Below are 20556 nucleotides of genomic sequence, written 5' to 3'. Positions count from 1 at the left end.
CCGGTGCATGATAAAGGCTCTTCCGCAGCATGACACGCCTTCCGGAAGATGCCGGAAGCGGTGAAGTCGTGCGTCGGAAGAGCAATGATAGGGACATTCCGGAGAGTTTTACGGAACATTGTGCGGGGTATGCCGCATTTCTGAAGAGATGAGACGCCCGTATGGAGGCGGCTGTGCGCCTTCGTCGTTTCTGTTTTGAAGAAAATAAATGTAAAGATTTTTTACTTTCCGTTCAGCATTTATTCCGAACCGTATTTGAACGCCTATTCGGGTTAAAGCATTATGTAACAATGACCGTTTGGGGTTAATATCAGTCCTAACATACGTGTTCGGCTGCGCTGTATACGACAGACAGCCCGGCAGAAAGGCTTCCTCTTCATCGTCATGATGAGTCAGCTCCTTTTCTGCCGGGCTGCCACATGTCTCTTGGAGAATGCTTATTCAGCCTTCGATGCCTTTATGAAATATGTTATCAGCAGTGCGTATGCGATGAGAGAGCATACCTCAGACAGCGGGTTGGCAAGCCATTGCTCGTTTATCGGGTTGAATTCCAGATAGCGCAACAGTGCGCTCAGCACTCCCATGAGCGCGCCTCCGGCGATGAATCCGCTGGCGATGAGCGTGCCTTTCTCGCCGCGCTTGCTGTTTGTCTCCTTATTCTTGGAGCGCGATGTCACATACCAGCTCACGATACCTCCTACCAGCAGCGGGGTGTTAAGCTCTATTGGGATGAACATTCCGAGCGCGAAGGCGATGGCGGGAACCTTCATCAGCGTGAGCACTACGGCTATTATCGCACCGATGATATACAGTATCCAGGGTGCCTCTATGCCGTTCATGAGAGGGTCTATCACTGCTGCCATGGCGTTGGCTTGCGGTGCCGCGAGCTGTCCGCTGGAGAATCCGTATGTGTTGTTGAGCAGTATCATCACGCCGCCCACTGTCGCAGCCTACACGAGTGTGCCGAGAAATTTCCATGACTCCTGCTTCTTCGGAGTGGTTCCGAGCCAGTAGCCTATCTTAAGGTCGGTGATGAAGCATCCCGACATCGACAGAGCCGTGCACACGACGCCTCCCATTATCAGTGCCGCTACCATTCCGCTGACACCCTTCAGTCCTACTGCCACCATGACTACGGACGCAAGTATGAGCGTCATGAGTGTCATTCCGGATACAGGATTGCTGCCCACGATGGCTATGGCGTTGGCTGCCACCGTGGTGAAGAGGAAGGCTATCACCGCCACAAGCAGTATTCCGACAACCGCGAACTTGATGTTGCCGTCCATGATGCCCAACCAGAAGAAGATGAAAGTCACGAGAAGGGTCACTGCCGAGCCTATCGCTATGATCTTGAACGACAGGTCGCGCTGTGTGCGGAGCTGCTTGCTGTCGTCCGCGCTCTTGCCTTTCATCTCTCTTGCAGCCAGTGTCACCGCTCCCTTTATTATGTCCCACGACTTTATTATGCCTATGAGTCCTGCCATGGCGATGCCGCCTATGCCTATGCTTTTGCCGTATTCGCGGAATATTGTTTCCGGACTCATGCTGCCTACAGTCTCCGTTATTGCCGGATTCCAGGCGTTGAGGACCTGGTCATGGAATATTACCGACATCAGAGGAATGATGAGCCACCATACGGCAAACGAGCCGAGGCAGATTATGAGCGAATATTTCAGACCTACGATATAGCCGAGTCCGAAGACGGCGGCTCCCGTGTTGACCTTGAACACGAGCTTCGCCTTCTCGGCTATCGTCTCTCCGAAGCCCACGATGCGTGTGGTGAAGTTCTCGTTCCACAGCCCGAACGTGGCTACGATGAAGTCATACAGTCCTCCCACAAGTCCGGCGAAGAGCAGCGGCTTTGCCTGATTGCCGCCCTTTGCGCCGCTCACCAGTACCTGCGTGGTGGCTGTGGCTTCGGGGAAGGGATACTTACCGTGCATGTCGCTCACGAAATATTTGCGGAAAGGAATGAGGAACAGAATGCCGATGATGCCTCCGAGGAGTGACGATATGAACACTTTGATGAACGACGCGCTCATCTCCGGATACTTCGCCTGAAGTATATATATTGCTGGAAGAGTGAATATCGCGCCGGCGACAACTGCTCCCGAGCATGCTCCGATGCTTTGTATGATGACGTTCTCGCCCAGAGGGTTGTGGCGTTTTGCCGCTGTCGACACTCCCACGGCGATTATTGCGATGGGGATTGCCGCCTCAAACACCTGTCCGACGCGCAGTCCCAGATATGCCGCAGCAGCCGAGAAGACTATCGCCATGAGTATTCCCCATGTCACAGACCATGCGTTCACCTCCGGGTATTGCCTTTGCGGATTCATCACAGGACGGTATTCCTCCCCGTCTTTCAGTTCTCTGAACGCGTTCTCCGGCAGTCTCACTGCCTCTTTTTCCTTTTCTGTCATAACTGTATTTTTATTGTTCTGTATGTTCGTCACGTAAGTATCCGTAATTATAAAAAAATGTCTTACAAGGGTGTTCTTATGAAATGTTTCTCGCACAAAGGTAATCCAATTTGATATAAACACCAACAAAACGATAGCATTTTTGTTTTTTTCTTTTGAATGAAAATAAATTTGTTATATTTGCAGAGACTTGTTTGAAATAAAATTGTATAAATTATTAAAAATCAGATTGTAGAGATGAGAAGATTATCGCTTGTTTTTTTAATGATGGTTTTCGCTTGTGTGTCTTTCGCTGTGCCTGCCAAAAAGGGTGTGGTGAAGACTCTCAGACTGGCTGACGGCACCGAGGTGAGGGCACGTCTGGCGGGTGACGAGACCATGCATTATTATGTTACGGAAGAAGGTAAAAGATATGTTGAGGGACAGGACGGACTGTATCATGAGGCTGACATGGCTTCGCTGGAGGCGCGTGCTGCCCGGCGGCGTTCCCAAATGAACGCTGCGATAGGGCGCAGGGCAATGAAACGTGTCGGAGGTACAGGCAAGCTGTTCACCGGAAAGAAGAAAGGGCTCATCATACTTGTGGAGTTTTCCGACAAGAAATTCAAAGCCGGGCATGACCGTACTTTCTTCCAGAGAATGGCAAACGAGCCGGGATTCACTACGGATGACGGCTTTGTGGGAAGCGTGAGCGACTATTTCAAGGACCAGAGTGCCGGACAGTTCGAGCTCGATTTTGATGTCGTGGGACCTGTACAGCTGCCTAACACTTTCGCTTATTACGGACATAACCTCGGAGGAGGTGACGCCCGCCCGGGCGAGATGGTGGCTAAGGCATGCCTTGCGGTTGCCAATCAGGTGGATTTCAAGGATTACGACTGGGCTGGAGACGGCAATGTCGATCAGGTATTTGTGCTTTATGCGGGTCTGGGAGAGGCTGCCGGAGGCAGTGATGACACCGTCTGGCCTCACATGTGGACCTTGGACAGCAGCGACTACGGACGTACTCTGAGCATCGATGGTGTCGTTATAAACACTTATGCGTGCAGCAGCGAGATGACGGTTGACCTTAACGGCTTTATGGCGTCCGAAATAGTGGCTGGCATAGGAACCGTTTGTCACGAGTTCTCACACTGCCTCGGCTATCCCGACATGTACGATACGATGAACGATAACTTCGGAATGAGGACTTGGGACCTGATGGATTACGGTAGCTATAACGGTGACGGATTCATTCCTTCAGGCTATACCGCGTACGAGAAGTGGGTTGCCGGATGGCTCACTCCGGTAGAGCTGAAGAATGACACGGTGGTGAGCAATGTCAAATCGACGTTCGACGGGGGCGACGCATACATTATATATAATGACAACCATAAGGATGAGTTCTATCTGTTGGAGAACCGTCAGCTCACCGGATGGGACCGCTCGCAATATGGTGAGGGGCTTATCATCATGCACGTTGACTATGACGAGTATGCGTGGAACGTGAATTCGGTGAACACCATCGCCTCCCGGCAGCGTTGCACGATATTCCATGCCGACAATTCGGACGGTTTCATGAACTTCCTCGGAGGCATAGACGAGGACGATCTTGCAGGTGATGCCTATCCTTATGAGGGCAACAACAGCCTCAGCAATGTCTCCACGCCGAGGGCTAAGCTGTATAATGCCAATACAGACGGACGCAAACTGATGAACAAGACGGTATATGACATCACGCGCAACGGTGACGGAACCGTCTCGTTCAAGTTCAAGGCTGGCGGTGACACACCGGTTGTTCCTCCGTCAAACGACTATATATTCTATGAGTCATTCAACCAGTGCGACGGCACAGGAGGCAATGACGGAATGTGGAGCGGCAACATCGCTTCCTCCGAACTTGTGAGTGACGTCGACGGTTGGACCGGTAATAAGGTATATGGAGGTGACAAATGCATGCGTATGGGCACCAGCAAGGAAGCCGGAAGCATCACTTCACCGGAGTTTGAGGCACCGGAAGGCGCGGTCCTTACAGTAGTTGCGGCTCCATGGGGTATTGACGACAACACGCTCGACATATATTTCAACGACATCAGTCTCGGCTCTTTCACGTTCGAGAAAGGCAAGTGGAGCAGTGTAAGCGTTGCTCTTCCGTCAGCCGGAAAAGGACGTCTCATGTTTGCGGCAAGCAAGCGTTTCTTTATAGATGACGTAAAAGTGGATGCTCCCAAGACCGACGGCATAGAGCGGATTACCCGTGACGGTGGCAGAAAAGCCGACAACCGCGTATACAGCATAGACGGCCGCTATCTCGGAAACGACATCAACAGTCTCGGACACGGCATCTACATCGTCAACGGCAAGAAGTATGTGAAGTGACGGCAACGGTCTTTCCATTCCTGTACTTTGCAGAAACAGTAGGATGACAAATCTCGGACCGTGCGTCCGCTATATTACAGGCAGCAGCCTGCGGCATGAATAAAGACATGCGGCAGGCTGCTTTTCTTTTTGCGTTCCGGCTTTTACCGATAAGTTTGACATGTTGTCCGGCTATGTGGCTTACACATATTCGCTTTTTCACAAAATCTGTTCCGGTCAGCCGGTTGAGGTCTATGGCTGAACCACAGTTCCTTTCCCGGCTATCGACTGTGCCACGACATATCCCGTGGTCCATGCCGCCTGCAGGTTGAACCCGCCCGTCACTGCATCCACATCGAGCACTTCGCCTGCGAAATACAGTCCCTCGTGCTTTCTGCATTCCATCGTCGCGGGGTTTATGTTTCCCAACGCCACACCGCCGCATGTCACGAATTCCTCCTTGAAGCGGTTCTTCCCGTCCATTGTGTATGTGCTGTTTGTCAGTGCGGCAACGATTTTGTTCAGTCCCTTACGCCCCATCTCAGCCCACCGTTGTTCCGGTTTCAGTCCGTTGCTCAGCAGTATGTTGCGCCAGAGTCTGCTGTTCAGGCACTCAGGATAGACGCTTGCCGTCTGCTTCTGCATGTTGCCCGCCGCCAAGTCTGATATGAGCGACGCCACCTCCGACTCATTCATGCCGCCCATCCAGTTCACTGTCAGCCGCGCCTTATACCCGTTCTCGCTGAGCATACGTGCCGCGTACGACGACAGCCTGAGTATTGCCGGTCCGCTCATTCCCCAGTGTGTTATGAGCAGTGCGCCCGATGCGTGTAGCTTTGTGCCGCATATGCCGACCGTGACATTGTCCACCACAGTCCCCGAAAGCTCTCTTATGCTGTCTCCGGGCAGGCATATGCTGAAAAGCGAGGGCACTGGTTCAGCCATGTCAAGCTCCATACTGTCGAGCATTGACAGAGATCCGCGTCGCTGGCATCCGCCCGTTGTCACCACGACATTGTCCGCATAAGCCGTCCCGCCGTCAGCGAAATCAATGCGGAAGCGTGTCTCCTGTCTGCCGCCGGAGCCGGAACAGCCGTCCCGTTTTATGGAAACGGCGCGACGGGACGTTCTTGTCCTCACACCGCTCTCGCTCATAAGACGTGTGAGAAGGGACACAATCTCCATGGCGTCCTGCGACTTCGGGAACACACACCTGTCGTCCTGCGTCACAAGTCTTACTCCGTTGCGCTCAAACCATCTGTATGCGTCCTTGTGACTGAACTCCTTCAACAGACGCTTCATCAGCCGCGCGCCGCGCGGATACACCTCGTCCATGCTTCTCACATCCTCAAACGAGTTTGTCAGATTGCATCGTCCCCCGCCTGTTACAGCCACTTTGGCAAGCAGCTTTTGTCCGCTCTCATATACGGTTATGTCATTGTCGGGCATCATGCGTTTAAGGTTTATGGCGGCAAAGCATCCCGCCGCGCCACCTCCTATTATTGCTGTGGTTGTCGTCATGTGGGTATCGGATTTCATATTCAGATATAATATTATAACGCTCCGGTCTCTTTCTTATTTTCTTTCAGTCACACTATTTTGTCTTTACCGTATGCCGGAGCATCCTCCTCCGCGTTTTCCGGCTTTGTGAGCGCATGCGGTCGTATGACGCCGGAGGCAGGTGAGAGCCGTGTTCCGGTCGTGCCGATGGGGCAATCATAAAGCCAGCCTTGCTTTTTTTCGTCCCTGTTGTTATATCCTTCGGATAATTTTGCTACCTTTGTGCCCCGATAAGCTGGGTCGGGAAAGCAGGGGCAGTCTTCCTTGCCTCCCGTCCGCGTCATCACTGAACGTAAAAAACGCGGTAACACTTTAATCTTTTCGCAGTCGCGAAGACAATATACATAAATCTGTCGGACATAATGAGTCTCTTTGATATCTTCCTTCTTGCCATGGCTCTTGCCATGGACTGTTTCACTGTCTCGATTGTCAGCGGTGTCATCATGCGCCGGTATGTCCTTTCAGTCACGCTGCGCATGGCGTTGCTGTTCGGACTCTTTCAGGCTCTGATGCCGTTTGCGGGATGGCTGGCGACAAGCCGTTTCAGCGGCTACATAGAGTCGGTGGACCATTGGATAGCCTTTGCCCTGCTCGCGGTTCTCGGTGGCAAGATGATAAAAGACTCGTTCGGCGATGAGGAAGACGCCCACTTCGATCCGACTAAACTCAGCAGCCAGCTCCTGTTTTCCGTCGCCACAAGCATCGACGCCCTCGCTGTCGGAATATCGTTTGCCTGCCTCGGCTATAAGAATGTGTCGCAGCTCACAGTGCCACTCATAATTATCGGAGTGTGTTCGTTTGTGATGTCCGTCGTCGGAAACACTCTCGGCATCATGTGCGGCAAGACTGTCGTGAAACGTCTGAAGCCGGAACTTGTCGGCGGAACGATACTGCTGCTTATCGGCTTCCGCATTCTTTACGAGCATATCGGATTCTGACGTACTGAGGATATGCCTGCACTGCCAGCCGCTTATCCCATTAACCTCTTGTAATAAGCGCGGTCTTTATGGGGCGAAATACAGAGTAGTACGTGTGTATGACAATATATATAATCATGACATGACTGACATATAAGGTGCGGATTATTCTTTTAAAATAATGACAATAAAAAAAGCAGGAGCCGCAGACCATTGTATCATGCGGCTCCTGCCGGTTATTCAATTCTTCTAAAAACGGTTCACGCTCAGTTTCTGAACACGAGTCCCGCTCCGTTGGCGTCTATGATGACGGGCTTCTCGCGGCTCACCTCTTCGGCAAGGAGCTTCTTCGAGAGGTCGTTGAGCACATAGTCCTGTATCGCCCTCTTCACCGGACGTGCGCCGAACTCCGGATCGTAGCCCGCGTCGGCGAGCCAGTTGATTGCCGCGTCGGTATATTTGAGAGTGAAGCCCTGCGGCTCGAGCATTTTCCTCACGGCATCCATCTGCAGCCTTACCACCCCTGCTATCTGCTCCTTCGTAAGCGGCAGGAACATGATGGTGTCGTCTATACGGTTGAGGAACTCCGGACGTATGGTCTTTTTGAGCAGAGACATCAGCTTGTTGTTGAGCTGTGCGAGCTCGCTGTCTGTGAGTTTGCCTCCGTGAGACTCCAGCTCCTCGCGTATGAGCTGGCTGCCGAGGTTGGACGTCATGATGATGATGGTGTTCTTGAAGTTCACCGTGCGTCCCTTGTTGTCGGTCAGACGCCCGTCGTCGAGCACCTGCAGCAGGATGTTGAACACATCGGGGTGAGCCTTCTCTATCTCGTCGAAGAGCACCACGGAGTAAGGTTTGCGCCTTACAGCCTCGGTGAGCTGTCCGCCCTCATCGTAGCCCACGTATCCCGGAGGCGCACCGATGAGCCTTGACACACTGAACTTCTCCTGATACTCGCTCATGTCGATACGTGTCATCATTGTCTCGTCGTTGAACAGATATTCAGCCAACGCCTTTGCCAGTTCGGTCTTTCCGACACCTGTGGTGCCGAGGAAGATGAACGAGGCGATAGGACGTTTCGGGTCCTGGAGTCCCGCACGGCTGCGGCGCACGGCGTCGCTCACCGCCGTTATAGCCTCCTCCTGACCTATCACACGCTTGTGCAGCTCCTCCTCAAGGTGCAGCAGCTTCTCGCGTTCGCTCTGCATCATGCGCGTCACGGGTATTCCCGTCCAGCGGCTCACCACCTCGGCTATGTCGTCGGCGGTGACCTCCTCGCGTATCATGGCGTTGTCGCCCTGCGCTCCCTTGAGCTGGTTCTGGATGTTCTTTATGTCGTCCTCGAGCATGCGCAGTTTGCTGTAGCGTATCTCAGCCACCCTTTCGTAGTTGCCTTCACGCTCCGCGCGCTCCGCCTCATACTTCAGTTGCTCCATCTGGAGCTTGTCCTGCTGAATGCGGTTCACCAGTTCTTTCTCGCCTTCCCATTTGGCACGGTAAGCCTTCTCCTGGTCTTTCAGTTCGGCAATGTCCTTGTCGAGCTGTTCTATCTTGGGCTGGTCGTTCTCGCGTTTGATAGCCTCGCGCTCAATCTCGAGCTGTTTCAGCCGTCTGGTTATCTCGTCGAGCTCCTCCGGAACAGAGTCGCGCTCCATGCGCAGTTTGGCAGCCGCCTCATCCATAAGGTCGATAGCCTTGTCGGGAAGGAATCGGTCGGAGATGTAACGCTCGGAGAGTTTCACGGCAGCGATGCACGCATCGTCCTGTATACGCACCTTGTGGTGGTTCTCGTAGCGTTCCTTCAGACCACGCAGTATGCTTATCGCGCTCAGCTCGTCGGGCTCGTCCACCATAACGGTCTGGAAACGCCGTTCGAGAGCCTTGTCCTTCTCGAAGTACTTCTGATACTCGTTAAGAGTCGTCGCGCCTATGCTCCGCAGTTCGCCACGTGCAAGTGCGGGCTTCAGAATGTTGGCAGCGTCCATGGCGCCTTCGCCTCCTCCGGCACCCACAAGCGTGTGTATCTCGTCTATGAAGAGGATGATGCGCCCCTCGCTGTTGGTCACTTCCTTGATGACACTCTTCAGACGCTCCTCAAACTCGCCCTTGTATTTGGCTCCGGCGACGAGTGCTCCCATGTCGAGTGAGTATAGCTGCTTGTCTTTAAGGTTCTCCGGCACGTCGCCGCGCACTATACGCTGCGCCAGACCTTCCACGATGGCGGTCTTTCCTGTTCCCGGTTCACCGATGAGAATAGGGTTGTTCTTTGTTCGCCGTGAGAGAATCTGAAGCACGCGCCTTATCTCTTCGTCGCGTCCGATTACAGGGTCCAGTTTTCCCTGACGCGCTTGCTCGACGAGGTTCTTGGCATATTTCTCGAGCGACTGATAGTTTTCGTCGCCCGACTGCGACTGCACCTTCTGTCCCTGCCGCAGGCTTTCTATTGCCTTGCGCATGTCGTTCTCGGTGAGTCCGGCGTCCTTCATGATGCGCGACGCTGTAGAGTTGACCGTGAGCAGAGCCAGCAGCAGCGGTTCCACACTCACGAACTCGTCGCCCATTTTCTGCGAGATGTCAGTGGCTTTCTGCAATACCTCAGACGCGCTGTTGCTGAGGTAGGGCTGTCCGCCCTGCACTTTCGGCAGTCGGGCAATCTCGCTGTCGAGCACAGTTTCTATCTGGTTGGCGTTAGCTCCGAGTTTCCGGAATATGTATGAAGACACATCCTTGGCTTTGGTCATGACACCTTTAAGCAGATGCACCGGCTCGACAATCTGCTGTCCGTTGCGTGTTGCCGTGTTCACGGCTTCCTGGACAGCCTCCTGTGCTTTGATTGTGAATTTGTCGAATGTCATGTATCGTTTCTCCTTTCTTGTTTTTTGTTCTTTAATGTTTTCCGCTATCAGTAAACACAAAATGCGTGCCCTGTGGATTATGTGTGCCAATATGGCATATCGGAGCGACAATATGTCATGGAAGGAAATGCCGTATGATAGGACATCCGGTAGCTTTTAAAATACTGTATAGTATATGTCTGATTGTTAAAATGATTTAATGCAAAAGACATTGACATGCTTATAATGTTAAAACATGATGGCTTCAGAGCTACTGTTTTGTGGAAAATGGCGGCATGCGCGCGTCTTTCCAGGATTTTCGGGAGTTTTTGCTGTCCTGCGGTAAGGTGTTTATTATTAATGTGTTAAGTCTTTTGCGTGTCGGTCCTGAGCCGTGTCCGGTTTGCGAAAGAGGCTTTTCCGCGTTGCCGAACGGGCTTTTCCGCATGGCGGCGGAGGCTTTCCGGCGGCGCGATACGGTCTTTCCGAGGACACGGAAGAGGCTTTCCTGTGTTGCGGAACCGCTTTCTGCGAGTCGTGAAAGCAATGAATCGGACCTTTTATCCGCACTTTTCCGTATCCTGCTATCTGTTTCTCCGTATTTGTAATGTTAATCGTTTAATATCCGTTAACATATGTATGATTTCCCGACACAGAGTTTGCTGCACCGGAGCGTTTCCGCCGTCGTGGCGCGTTCGCTCAAGTGCCGTACAGCCGGAGCTGCGGTGACGATGGCTGGCGGAGACTGTGAAGATTGCAACAAGGTTGCACAATATTACCTGTAAATTTGCACATTATTCTGAAAATACTAAAATATAATAACCTGAAGACGATATGAACAAGAGTACATTGATTGCCGGAGTTATGGCGTTTGTTGCCTTTACATCGTGCCATAGCGGGAAAAGCGGCGACCATGGCGAGGACATACATGCCGGAGAAGAGCATGTGGAGAGTGGAGAAAACAAAAAGGAAGAGGCGCATGCCGGTGAGATTGTGCTGCCTGTGGAGAAGGCAAAGGCTGCCGGAGTGGTTGCCGAAGTGATAAATCCGGGCGACTTCCAGACCGTGATACAGGCAAGCGGCAGTCTGCAGAGCGCGTCGGGCGACGAGACTTCGGTAGCAGCCACGATGTCGGGAGTGGTGCGCCTGCTCAGGGCAATGCCCGAGGGAGCGAGGGTAGGGAGCGGACAGGCTCTCTTCGTCATATCATCAGAACACATGCAGAACGGCGATCCTGCCGACCGTGCGAGAGTGGCATATGAGACGGCACGGAGCGAATATGAGCGTGCGCGGAAGCTTGTGAAGGACAGGATAATATCTGAAAAGGAGTTCAACACCATAAAGGAGAACTACGACATCGCACGCATAGAGCAGAAGGCACTTGCCGGAGCAAAGGGCAAGACGGGCGTCACTGTGGCGTCGCCTGCGGCAGGATACGTGGTGCAGTGTCTTGTGAAGAACGGCGACTACGTGACAGCGGGTCAGCCGCTCATGAGCATCACGCGCAACAGAAAGCTCTATCTGGTGGCTGATGTTCCGGCACGCCACCTGTCAGAGATAGGACAGGTGAGGACGGCGAGGTTCGTGTCGTCATACGGCGGAGAACTGTACGACATCAGCAAGCTCAACGGACGCACCGTGGCTTACGGCAGAACGACGGTGGCAGGGTCGTCGTATGTGCCTGTGACATTCGAGTTTGACTCCACCGACGGACTCCTTCCCGGCATGGCGGTGACGGCATATCTCGTCACCGGAACGCGCGGAGGGGTGATGAGCGTGCCCGAGACGGCACTCACGGAAGAGGAAGGCACCAAGTATGTATACGTGCGTCTGGACGACAACTGCTATGCCAAGCGTGAGGTGCGCACGGGTGCGGGCAACGGCGAACGCATAGAGATAACCGACGGACTGAAGCCCGGGGAGAACGTGGTGACCAAGGGAGCGATACACGTGAAGCTGGCATCGGCGAGCAACGCCATACCCGCACACACACATTCACACTGAAAACGCTTAACGGAAGGAAGAAATGCTGAACAAGATAATACATTTTTCGCTGCAGAACCGTCTTATGGTTCTCGTGGCATCGGTGCTGCTCATGGTGGGCGGAACATACATGGCATTCCATACGGAAGTGGATGTGTTCCCCGACCTTAACGCTCCCACTGTGGTCGTAATGACCGAGGCGGGAGGAATGGCAGCCGAGGAGGTGGAACGGCTCGTTACGTTTCCGATAGAGACAGCCGTCAATGGAGCGACCGACGTGCGCAGGGTGCGCTCCTCGTCGACAACCGGTTTCTCTGTGGTATGGGTGGAGTTCGACTGGGACACGGACATCTATCTGGCGCGCCAGATAGTGTCGGAGAAGCTGTCTACGGTGAGCGGAAGCCTGCCGGACAACGTGAGTCAGCCGGTGCTCGGACCTCAGTCGTCAATCCTCGGTGAGGTGCTCATAGTGGGACTGACGGCAGACAGCACGTCGATGCTCGACCTCCGGACTCTTGCCGACTGGACCGTGCGCCCGCGGCTGCTCTCTACCGGAGGAGTGGCACAGGTGGCTGTGCTGGGCGGCGACATAAAGGAATATCAGATACTGATACATCCCGACCGGATGAAACACTACGGAGTGAGCCTCTCGGAGGTGATGGCGGCGACGCGCGGGATGAACCAGAACACAAGCGGAGGCGTGATATACCAGTATGGCAACGAGTATATAGTCAGGGGACTTGTGTCGGAGAACGATGTGGAGAAGCTGGCGCAGTCGGCTCTGAGAACGGCTCAGGGAACGACGGTCACGCTCGCCGACGTAGCCGACGTGAAGATAGGGGCGCAGCAGCCCAAGCTGGGAGTAGCCTCGGAGAGAGGAAAGCCTGCTGTGCTGCTCACTGTCACCAAACAGCCCAACACCGGAACGATAGAGCTGACCGCGAAACTCGAGGAGGCGATAAAGGACCTGAAGAAGAACATGCCGGGCGACGTGCATGTGTCGACAGACATATTCAGACAGGCCAACTTCATCAACAGTTCGATAGACAACGTGCAGGACTCGCTCATAGAGGGTGCGATATTCGTTGTGATAGTGCTCTTCATGTTTCTCGCCAACGTGCGCACGACGGTCATATCGCTTGTCACCCTGCCGCTGTCGCTGCTCATCACGCTGCTCGTCCTTCATTATATGGGACTGAGCATCAACACCATGAGCCTCGGCGGAATGGCGATTGCCATAGGTTCGCTTGTGGACGACGCCATAGTGGATGTGGAGAATGTGTGGAAGCATCTGCGCCAGAACCGCATGCTTCCGGTGGAGGAACGCCGCCCTGTACTTGACGTGGTGTTCGACGCCTCGCGCGAGGTGCGCATGCCGATTCTCAATTCCACCATCATAATAATGGTGAGTTTCGTGCCTCTGTTCTTCCTCAGCGGTATGGAGGGCAAGATGCTCATACCGCTGGGAATAGCTTTCATCGTGTCGCTGTTCGCGTCGACAGTCGTCGCCCTGACGCTCACGCCAGTGTTGTGCAGCTATCTGCTCGGCGGACGCAAGGGCAGTGACAGTCTGCCCAAGGAGGCGTTTGTTGCGGTGTGGCTGAAGAAATATTATGAGACGGCTCTGTTGTGGGTGCTTGGTCATAAGAAGATTGTGACAGGCGGTACGGCTGTGTTGCTCGTGGCGGCTATAGGATTCTTCTTCACGCTCGGACACAGTTTTCTGCCGTCATTCAACGAAGGCTCGTTCACTATAAACATCAGTTCGCTGCCCGGCATCTCTCTCGAGGAGTCTGACAACATAGGACGCCGCGCTGAAAAACTGCTGCTCACCGTCCCTGAGATAAAGACCGTGGCACGCAAGACCGGACGCGCCGAGCTTGACGAGCACGCCTTGGGGGTGAACGTGTCGGAGATAGAGGCTCCGTTCGAGCTGAAAGACCGCACACACGCTGAGGTGCTTGCCGACGTGCGCAAGAAGCTGTCTGTGCTTACCGGAGTGAACATAGAGATAGGTCAGCCCATAAGCCACCGCATCGACGCGATGCTCAGCGGTACGCAGGCGAACATCGCCATAAAGCTCTTCGGCGACGACCTCAACCGCATGTTCCTCATCGGCAACGAGATAAAGGAGTCGGTAGCGTCGGTGGAAGGCATCGCCGACCTGAATGTGGAACAGCAGATAGAGCGTCCGGAACTGAAGATCGTGCCGCGCAGGGACATGCTGCGCAAGTATGGGATAACGCTTCCCGAATTTGCGGAATTCGTGTCGGTGTGCATGGCGGGAGAGACTGTGTCGCAGGTATATGAGAGCGGCAAGAGCTTCAATCTTGTGGTGCGCGTTGACGAGGACGACCGCAAGACGATGGAACGCATAGAGGACATGATGATAGACACAGCCGACGGACAGCGCATTCCGTTGGCGGAGGTGGCTGATGTGGTGTCGGCGAAGGGACCGAACACCATCAACCGGGAAAACGTGAAGCGCAAGATAGTGGTGTCGGCAAACACGAGCGGGCGCGACCTGCGTAGTGTCGTGAACGACATACAGGACAGAATAGAGCGTGAGATAAAGCTTCCGGAGGGCTATCACATAGAATACGGAGGACAGTTTGAGAGCGAACAGGCAGCCAGCCGTACGCTTATGATTACGTCGCTGATGAGTATTGTCGTGATATTCCTGTTGCTTTACATGCAGTTCAAGAACTCTTTCGAGAGCGGCGTGATAATGCTCAACCTGCCTCTTGCGCTCATAGGAGGAGTGTTTGCGCTGGTGTTCACGACGGGAGAGGTGAGCATCCCTGCCATCATAGGATTCATCTCTCTCTTCGGCATAGCCACACGTAACGGTATGTTGCTCATAAGCCGCTACAACGCTTTGCGCAATGAGGATGGGCTCACAGTGAGAGAGAGCGTGCTGCACGGTTCGCTCGACAGGCTCAACCCTATACTCATGACAGCCCTTTCGTCGGCTCTGGCACTTGTGCCTCTTGCCTTGCGGGGCGGTCTGCCGGGCAATGAGATACAGAGTCCGATGGCAAAGGTGATACTGGGAGGACTGCTTACGTCGACATTCCTTAACGCTTTCGTATTGCCTGTCGTGTACGAGTGGATGCAGGGAAAGGAAGAAAAGATGAAACGAAATAAAACGAAATGATTATGAAAACGGTTATAATGATTGCGGCGGCACTGGCATTCGGAGTGAATGCCGGTGCGCAGGGCATAGACGAGATACTGAGAAGTGTGGAGCGGAACAACAAGGAACTGAAGGCTCTGGGAGAACAGGGCAGGGCGGATGCGCTTGATATCGAGGCTCAGAACAATCTGGAGGACCCGAGCGTGGAGTACAGTCCGTTCTTCGCAAAGGGTGTCAGCGGCATCGCCACTTCGGAGCTTGTGGTGAAGCAGGGGTTCGATTTCCCCACTTTGTATGCGGCTCGCAGCAAGTCGGGACGGCTTCAGAAGGAAGTGGTGAATCTCGGTTATCAGACATCACGGTGCAACATCCTGCTTTCAGCCAAGCAGTTGTGTCTTGACCTTATATTGCTTAATCAGGAGCGTGACCTGCTGGAGAAACGCCGCAAGAACGCCGACGAACTGCTCGCTATGTATGAGACGAGGATGAAGAACGGTGACGCCACTGTTCTTGAGGTGAACAAGGTGAAGATGGACAGGATGAACGTGCAGACAGAAGTGACGCAGAACGAGGTGGCTCATCAGACCGCGTTGCAGTCGCTGCTGGCTCTGAACGGTAACATGCCGTTGGAGTTTGACATGAGGCAATATCCTTCGTCGGAGGCAGTGGTGGACTATGAGGCTCTTTACGACAGGGCAGTGGCGTCGGAACTGACGCTGCGCTCGGCACGTGCGGAGGTACAGGCGTCGGCTCAGAATGTGAAAGTGAACAGACAGAACTGGCTTCCCAAGCTGGAGGTGGGCTACAGGCGCAACACCGACGGGTCGGATGCGAGCAACGGTTTCATGGTTGGCGCTTCGTTCCCTTTGTTCTCCGGACGCAACAGACTGAAGTCTGCAAAGGCGAGACTGCAGGAGTCTGAGCTGCAGTTGGACAACGTGCGGGTGAGGACTGAGAACAATGTGCGTTCGCAGGTGAACGAGATGAAGCAGCTGAGGCATGCCGCCGACACATATGACACGGCATTGCTCTATTCCACGCTCGACCTTCTCCGTAAGGCTGTAGAGGGCGGTGAGCTTTCGCTTATAGAGTATTATGTGGAGGCGGACGCCATATACAGGAATCTGCAGACACAGATGCAGCTCGAAAACAAATACCAGAAGGTGTGGGCGGAACTTACTAAAGGCGACCTGTGAACAATCTGGTGCTCCGCCATGACAGAAAAGGATGACGGCAGGGCATTATATTAATAATGTACAGAAACATATATATAAAAAACAAGCAGAGCGTCAGTCTGCTTGTTTTTTTATTTTTACGGAAGATTCATTTTATCTTGTCGAATCCCTCACCGAACACTCCGTGACAGAAGGTTTGTGAGACAAGGGCGTCCGGGTCGATGCTTTTGATATAGTTTAAAAGCTCTTGTGACTCGTATTTTCGCGCAAGGACGATAAGTATGTCTACCTCTTTCTTTGAGTACCATCCCTTTCCTGTTATCGCTGTGACGCCACGATGGAGCTTCATGTTTATCGCGTCGGCAATCCTGTCATACTCTTTCGATATGATGATGAACTGCACTGTCTGGCGCGCACCGTTGATGACGTAGTCGCAGACAAAGCTTGCTATCAGCGTGAAAGCGATGCCGTAGACAATCTTCTCGGAGCTGTGGAAGAGGATGTATGACGAACATATGATGGTTATGTCTATGAACTGCATGGCTCGTCCGAAGCTCATGCGGAAGTATTTGTTAAGCAACGCGATGACAATATCGGTGCCTCCGGTCGATCCGTTGTGCGAGAATACGATTCCGAGACCCGCTCCTGCCATCGCACCTCCTATAAGCACGTGCATGAACACGTCCTTTCCTGGCGTGATGATGGGGAACGCCTGGAATATAGGTTGCAGTGCGCTGACAAGCACAGCCATTATCGTCACACCGATGATTGTGCGTATGCTGAACTGCTTGGTGAGAGCCTTGAAGGCTATGATCAGCATTGAGGCGTTGAGAATGTAAATGGATGCTCCTGCCGGAAACTGGAATGCGTAATACAACAAGGCTGATATACCTGCCACTCCTCCCATAACAACTTTCTCCGGTAGGATAAATGCCGTGTAGCCGATTGAATAAAGAAGGATGCCGAAAAAAATGAAGAACAGGTCTTTCAACTGCTGTTTTTTTATCCGATATTTGGCTGTTTTGTTGCTGATACTCATGACGTCTGCGTTTATTCTATACGGGTGCAAATTTAGTTTAAATTTTCATTGCGTCAAAATAAAATCTATGATATTTAGTGGAACGTTTTTTCTCAGTCCTAAATCTGTCATTTTTCTTTGTGCGTATTCAGTGCTGCTGTCAGGCAGAACGGTTCCCGTCTTTGTCGAAGATGCAGCCGGGTGTACAGTGGAAAAGCGGAAGTGAGGATGACGGTGGCAGTGAGGGATTGGAGTGAACAGCCGACACTCAAATGAAAAAGCGGCTTTGTCGGTGTTACGACAGATGCGGATAAACAGTTGTCCACACCTTATTTATATAATAAAATGAAATCCGCGTCTGAACGAAGGCGCGGATTTCATTTGCTTTATATGCGATGATTATTTCGCAATATGTTTCTTTCCGTTCTTTATGACGATGCCTTTGTACGAACCGTCCACAACCTGTCCGCCGATGTTGAAGGTTTTTCCGTCTTTTGCATCCTTGCCTACAGTGATGTCTTTTATGCCGGTTGTTATGGTTCCGTCGGTGAGATAGATACCCATTATTATGCCTTTTGAGGCGTTGCCGGCATAGTTGTTAAATGTGATGCTTTCTATCTGTTTGTTGCTCTGAGGATAATCTTCAACCTCATACAGCCCGACATAGTCCCTGTCGTCTACGCCTCCGTAGTATCTGCCAGTCTGAACGGCTGCCAGTGACTGGTTGTTGCACCAGTCGGGTATCTCGATATAGCTTGTGCTTGAAGAACCGTCAGAATAATTGTATGTGACATCTATGGTCGCAGGACCGTTCCCTGCGGTTGCGAGATAATATATCGAGCCGTTGTCGCTCACGGTCGGTTTGTCTTCAAGTACGAGTGTGGCGGTCGACTCATCGGTGTCTGCTGTCTCCGTATCGTCGGCTGTGAGCCTGGTGGCATTAAGCGATTTATAGTCCACCTTATATGTCCTGTTGCTCTTTGTCACGATGTTTCCGTCGTCGGGAAGTCCGAACTCGGTAGTGATGTCTACGTTTCCAAGCTCCTTGGAATACAATACCCATGCGTTCCTGTCAAGCGAAGCGCTTGAATGTTCGCTAATAGGTCTTGCCTCGGCAACCACGTCCGCGTTGAAACCTTCGGCTACCTCAACAGGCTGTTGTCCTGCAGAGAGTCCGAGAATGGTAGGATATCCGTTGCTTACATTTGTCTTCTCAATGTATACAGACTGTATTTCCTTGTCAGGATTGGTTGCTATCGCTTTTTCAAGAATGCGTACGGAGGTCACTCCCTGCGGGCTTTCTGTCTCGCGGTCGATGCGGTCGAAACCCCAAAAAGCCTCGTCCTTACCTTTGTGGTCTTCCGGATTAGTGCTTTCGTTCCACCAGTCTTCTATTGTGATGTTGCCATAAGTGAATTCTCCGTCCTTATAGCTCACTTCGACATACAGCTCGGTCGGACCGTTACCGCAGATGCAAAGCAGCCACAGCTTGTCTGTCTTCACCGGTGTGGCGAGCTTCAGCTCTCCGCTCGTGGGGTAGTTTGTGCCTTCCGCATCGTTGGGTCCGACAAGTCTGAGAGCATTGTTCTTAGTGTAGTCAATGTTGTAGAGATTGCCGCTTTCAAATGCTTTCATCGGCATTTCGGACGGTAGTCCGTTGTTCACAAGGCTTACTTTCTTGCTGAATAATCCTACGCTTCCGTTGTCAATACCCTGTACCAGATAGTTCTCAACAGGAATTCCTTCCGCTACGACGTCGGCGGTGAATCCGCTTTTAACCCTGATCTGCCCTTCTTGCTGGGCATAAGACTGCAACATGCCAAATGAGAAGGCAGTCAGAAATAGTAAAGTTTTTTTCATGTTTAAAGTTTTTTTGTGTTATTGTAAATGAAGTTTTGATATGCAATATATAAAATATTGTCGTACCATTTATAGTTATAACAACTTTAAAGATGAATCAATCGAAATTTTAACTTATGTAAATTGTATTATATTATTATTAACATGAGAATGCGATATACGAATTCTTTAAAAGAATTTGCGTAATCAAAGAATTTACGTAACTTTGCATCCGCAACAATAAAAAAGAATTTATGGACGATTATCACGCGGAAAATATTACTTTCTGAGGCTGGTGACAGGATGTTACTCAATGCATGAGGCTTGTCTCCTGCCTGTAAAATTAAAGACAACAAATCTAAGGAGAGCGACTCTATGAGAACATTCTGGAACACGGAAGGTGCCTTGAAAGCGATAGCTGAGTGGCAACCAAACTGCTGGATACAAGTGACATGCCCTACTGAAGAGGACCAGCAGTGGCTTGAAGATAAATTCAACTTACCCGATTATTTTCTTTCCGACGTCAGCGATACTGACGAGCGCGCCCGTTATGAGTACGATGACGGCTGGATGCTTATAATCCTTCGTATCCCTTACGTTAAGGAGATACGCTCGCGCACACCATATACTACAGTACCGCTTGGTATCATTCATAAGGCAGATGTGACGATTACGGTGTGTTACTATGAGACAAACATGATGATAGATTTCGTGAGCTATCAGCAGAAACGTGGCGAAGGGTTCACCGACTATGTCGATATGATATTCCGCCTGTTCCTGTCTTCTGCCGTGTGGTATCTGAAACGCCTGAAGCAGATAAACGCTCTTATAGAGAAAGCAAAGCATAATCTCGACAACGTAGTGAACAATGAGTCGCTTATTGCACTCAGTCGTCTGCAGGATTCTCTTACATATTTCATAACGTCAATACGTGGCAACGAGACTCTTCTTGCGAAACTTAAGTTCAAGCTTCAGGTGGACGAGCTCGACGCAGACCTTATAGAAGATGTCAATATTGAGATGTCGCAGGCACGAGAGACTACGAACATCTATTCCAACATTCTCGAATCGACAATGGATACTTACTCAAGCATCATCAACAACAACATGAACACCGTTATGCGTACGCTGACATCGGTGTCCATTATAATGATGTTCCCCACGCTGATAGCGTCGCTCTTCGGAATGAACCTCATCAATGGCATGGAGACAACCAGCTACGGATTCATCGTCGCTTTGGTCATTTCAGTATGTGTTTCGGGCTTGTCGTGGTTTATTCTGCGCCATAAAAGACTACTTTAACGGAAAAAAGTGAAAAATACATAAGTTTTTTT

General features: G+C 52.0%; 10 protein-coding genes and 1 pseudogene. 6 read left to right on the top strand and 5 right to left on the bottom strand.

What is annotated here, in order from left to right; translation table 11 throughout:
- Positions 1-437 precede the first annotated feature (437 nt).
- Positions 438-2423: pseudogene (locus BN4609_RS13110) on the bottom strand (OPT family oligopeptide transporter).
- 237 nt (positions 2424-2660) lie between these two features.
- Here BN4609_RS13110 and BN4609_RS13105 point away from each other — a divergent pair.
- Positions 2661-4781 (top strand): M6 family metalloprotease domain-containing protein, encoded by a 2121-nt coding sequence (locus BN4609_RS13105; RefSeq protein WP_068857081.1) that lies wholly within the window; start codon positions 2661-2663, stop codon positions 4779-4781.
- A gap of 231 nt (positions 4782-5012) precedes the next feature.
- Here the strand turns inward: BN4609_RS13105 and BN4609_RS13100 are convergent, their stop codons facing one another.
- A complete protein-coding gene (locus BN4609_RS13100) occupies positions 5013-6299 on the bottom strand; it encodes an aminoacetone oxidase family FAD-binding enzyme (RefSeq protein WP_241033267.1) in 1287 nt (428 codons plus the stop codon).
- A 383-nt stretch (positions 6300-6682) separates the two neighbouring features.
- Here BN4609_RS13100 and BN4609_RS13090 point away from each other — a divergent pair, with 383 nt between their 5' ends.
- Positions 6683-7258 (top strand): manganese efflux pump MntP, encoded by a 576-nt coding sequence (locus tag BN4609_RS13090; RefSeq protein ID WP_068857079.1) that lies wholly within the window; start codon positions 6683-6685, stop codon positions 7256-7258.
- A 245-nt stretch (positions 7259-7503) separates the two neighbouring features.
- Here the strand turns inward: BN4609_RS13090 and clpB are convergent, their stop codons facing one another.
- Positions 7504-10092: an ATP-dependent chaperone ClpB gene (gene clpB, locus BN4609_RS13085; RefSeq protein WP_068857078.1), complete on the bottom strand. Its 2589-nt coding sequence runs from the start codon at positions 10090-10092 to the stop codon at positions 7504-7506.
- Positions 10093-10905: 813 nt separating this feature from the next.
- Between clpB and BN4609_RS13075 the strand changes: the two genes are divergently transcribed.
- From BN4609_RS13075 to BN4609_RS13065, 3 genes are read left to right on the top strand one after another with little or no spacing between them, the layout of a single operon-like run.
- Positions 10906-12075, top strand: coding sequence for an efflux RND transporter periplasmic adaptor subunit (locus tag BN4609_RS13075; RefSeq protein WP_068857076.1), 1170 nt, complete (start codon positions 10906-10908; stop codon positions 12073-12075).
- Positions 12076-12097: 22 nt separating this feature from the next.
- The gene (locus BN4609_RS13070) at positions 12098-15211 is read left to right on the top strand and encodes an efflux RND transporter permease subunit (RefSeq protein WP_068857075.1); all 3114 of its coding nucleotides are present in this window, start codon (positions 12098-12100) and stop codon (positions 15209-15211) included.
- A gap of 2 nt (positions 15212-15213) precedes the next feature.
- Positions 15214-16386, top strand: a complete 1173-nt coding sequence (locus tag BN4609_RS13065; RefSeq protein WP_068857074.1) for a TolC family protein — start codon at positions 15214-15216, stop codon at positions 16384-16386.
- A 127-nt stretch (positions 16387-16513) separates the two neighbouring features.
- Here BN4609_RS13065 and BN4609_RS13060 read toward each other — a convergent pair whose 3' ends face one another.
- Together BN4609_RS13060 and BN4609_RS13055 are read right to left on the bottom strand one after the other, a co-directional pair.
- Positions 16514-17404, bottom strand: a complete 891-nt coding sequence (locus tag BN4609_RS13060) for a YitT family protein (protein WP_068857073.1) — start codon at positions 17402-17404, stop codon at positions 16514-16516.
- 378 nt (positions 17405-17782) lie between these two features.
- Positions 17783-19243: a VHS/ENTH/ANTH domain-containing protein gene (locus BN4609_RS13055; protein ID WP_164071694.1), complete on the bottom strand. Its 1461-nt coding sequence runs from the start codon at positions 19241-19243 to the stop codon at positions 17783-17785.
- A 354-nt stretch (positions 19244-19597) separates the two neighbouring features.
- On the opposite strand from BN4609_RS13055, the gene BN4609_RS13050 reads away from it, so the two are divergent.
- Positions 19598-20524, top strand: a complete 927-nt coding sequence (locus tag BN4609_RS13050; RefSeq protein WP_021993018.1) for a magnesium transporter CorA family protein — start codon at positions 19598-19600, stop codon at positions 20522-20524.
- Positions 20525-20556 lie beyond the last annotated feature (32 nt).

It is taken from the genome of Leyella lascolaii (assembly GCF_900079775.1).
Taxonomy (GTDB): domain Bacteria; phylum Bacteroidota; class Bacteroidia; order Bacteroidales; family Bacteroidaceae; genus Prevotella; species Prevotella lascolaii.
Note: the sequence above shows the minus strand (reverse complement) of the source record. Positions and strands in the feature narration are given on the sequence as shown.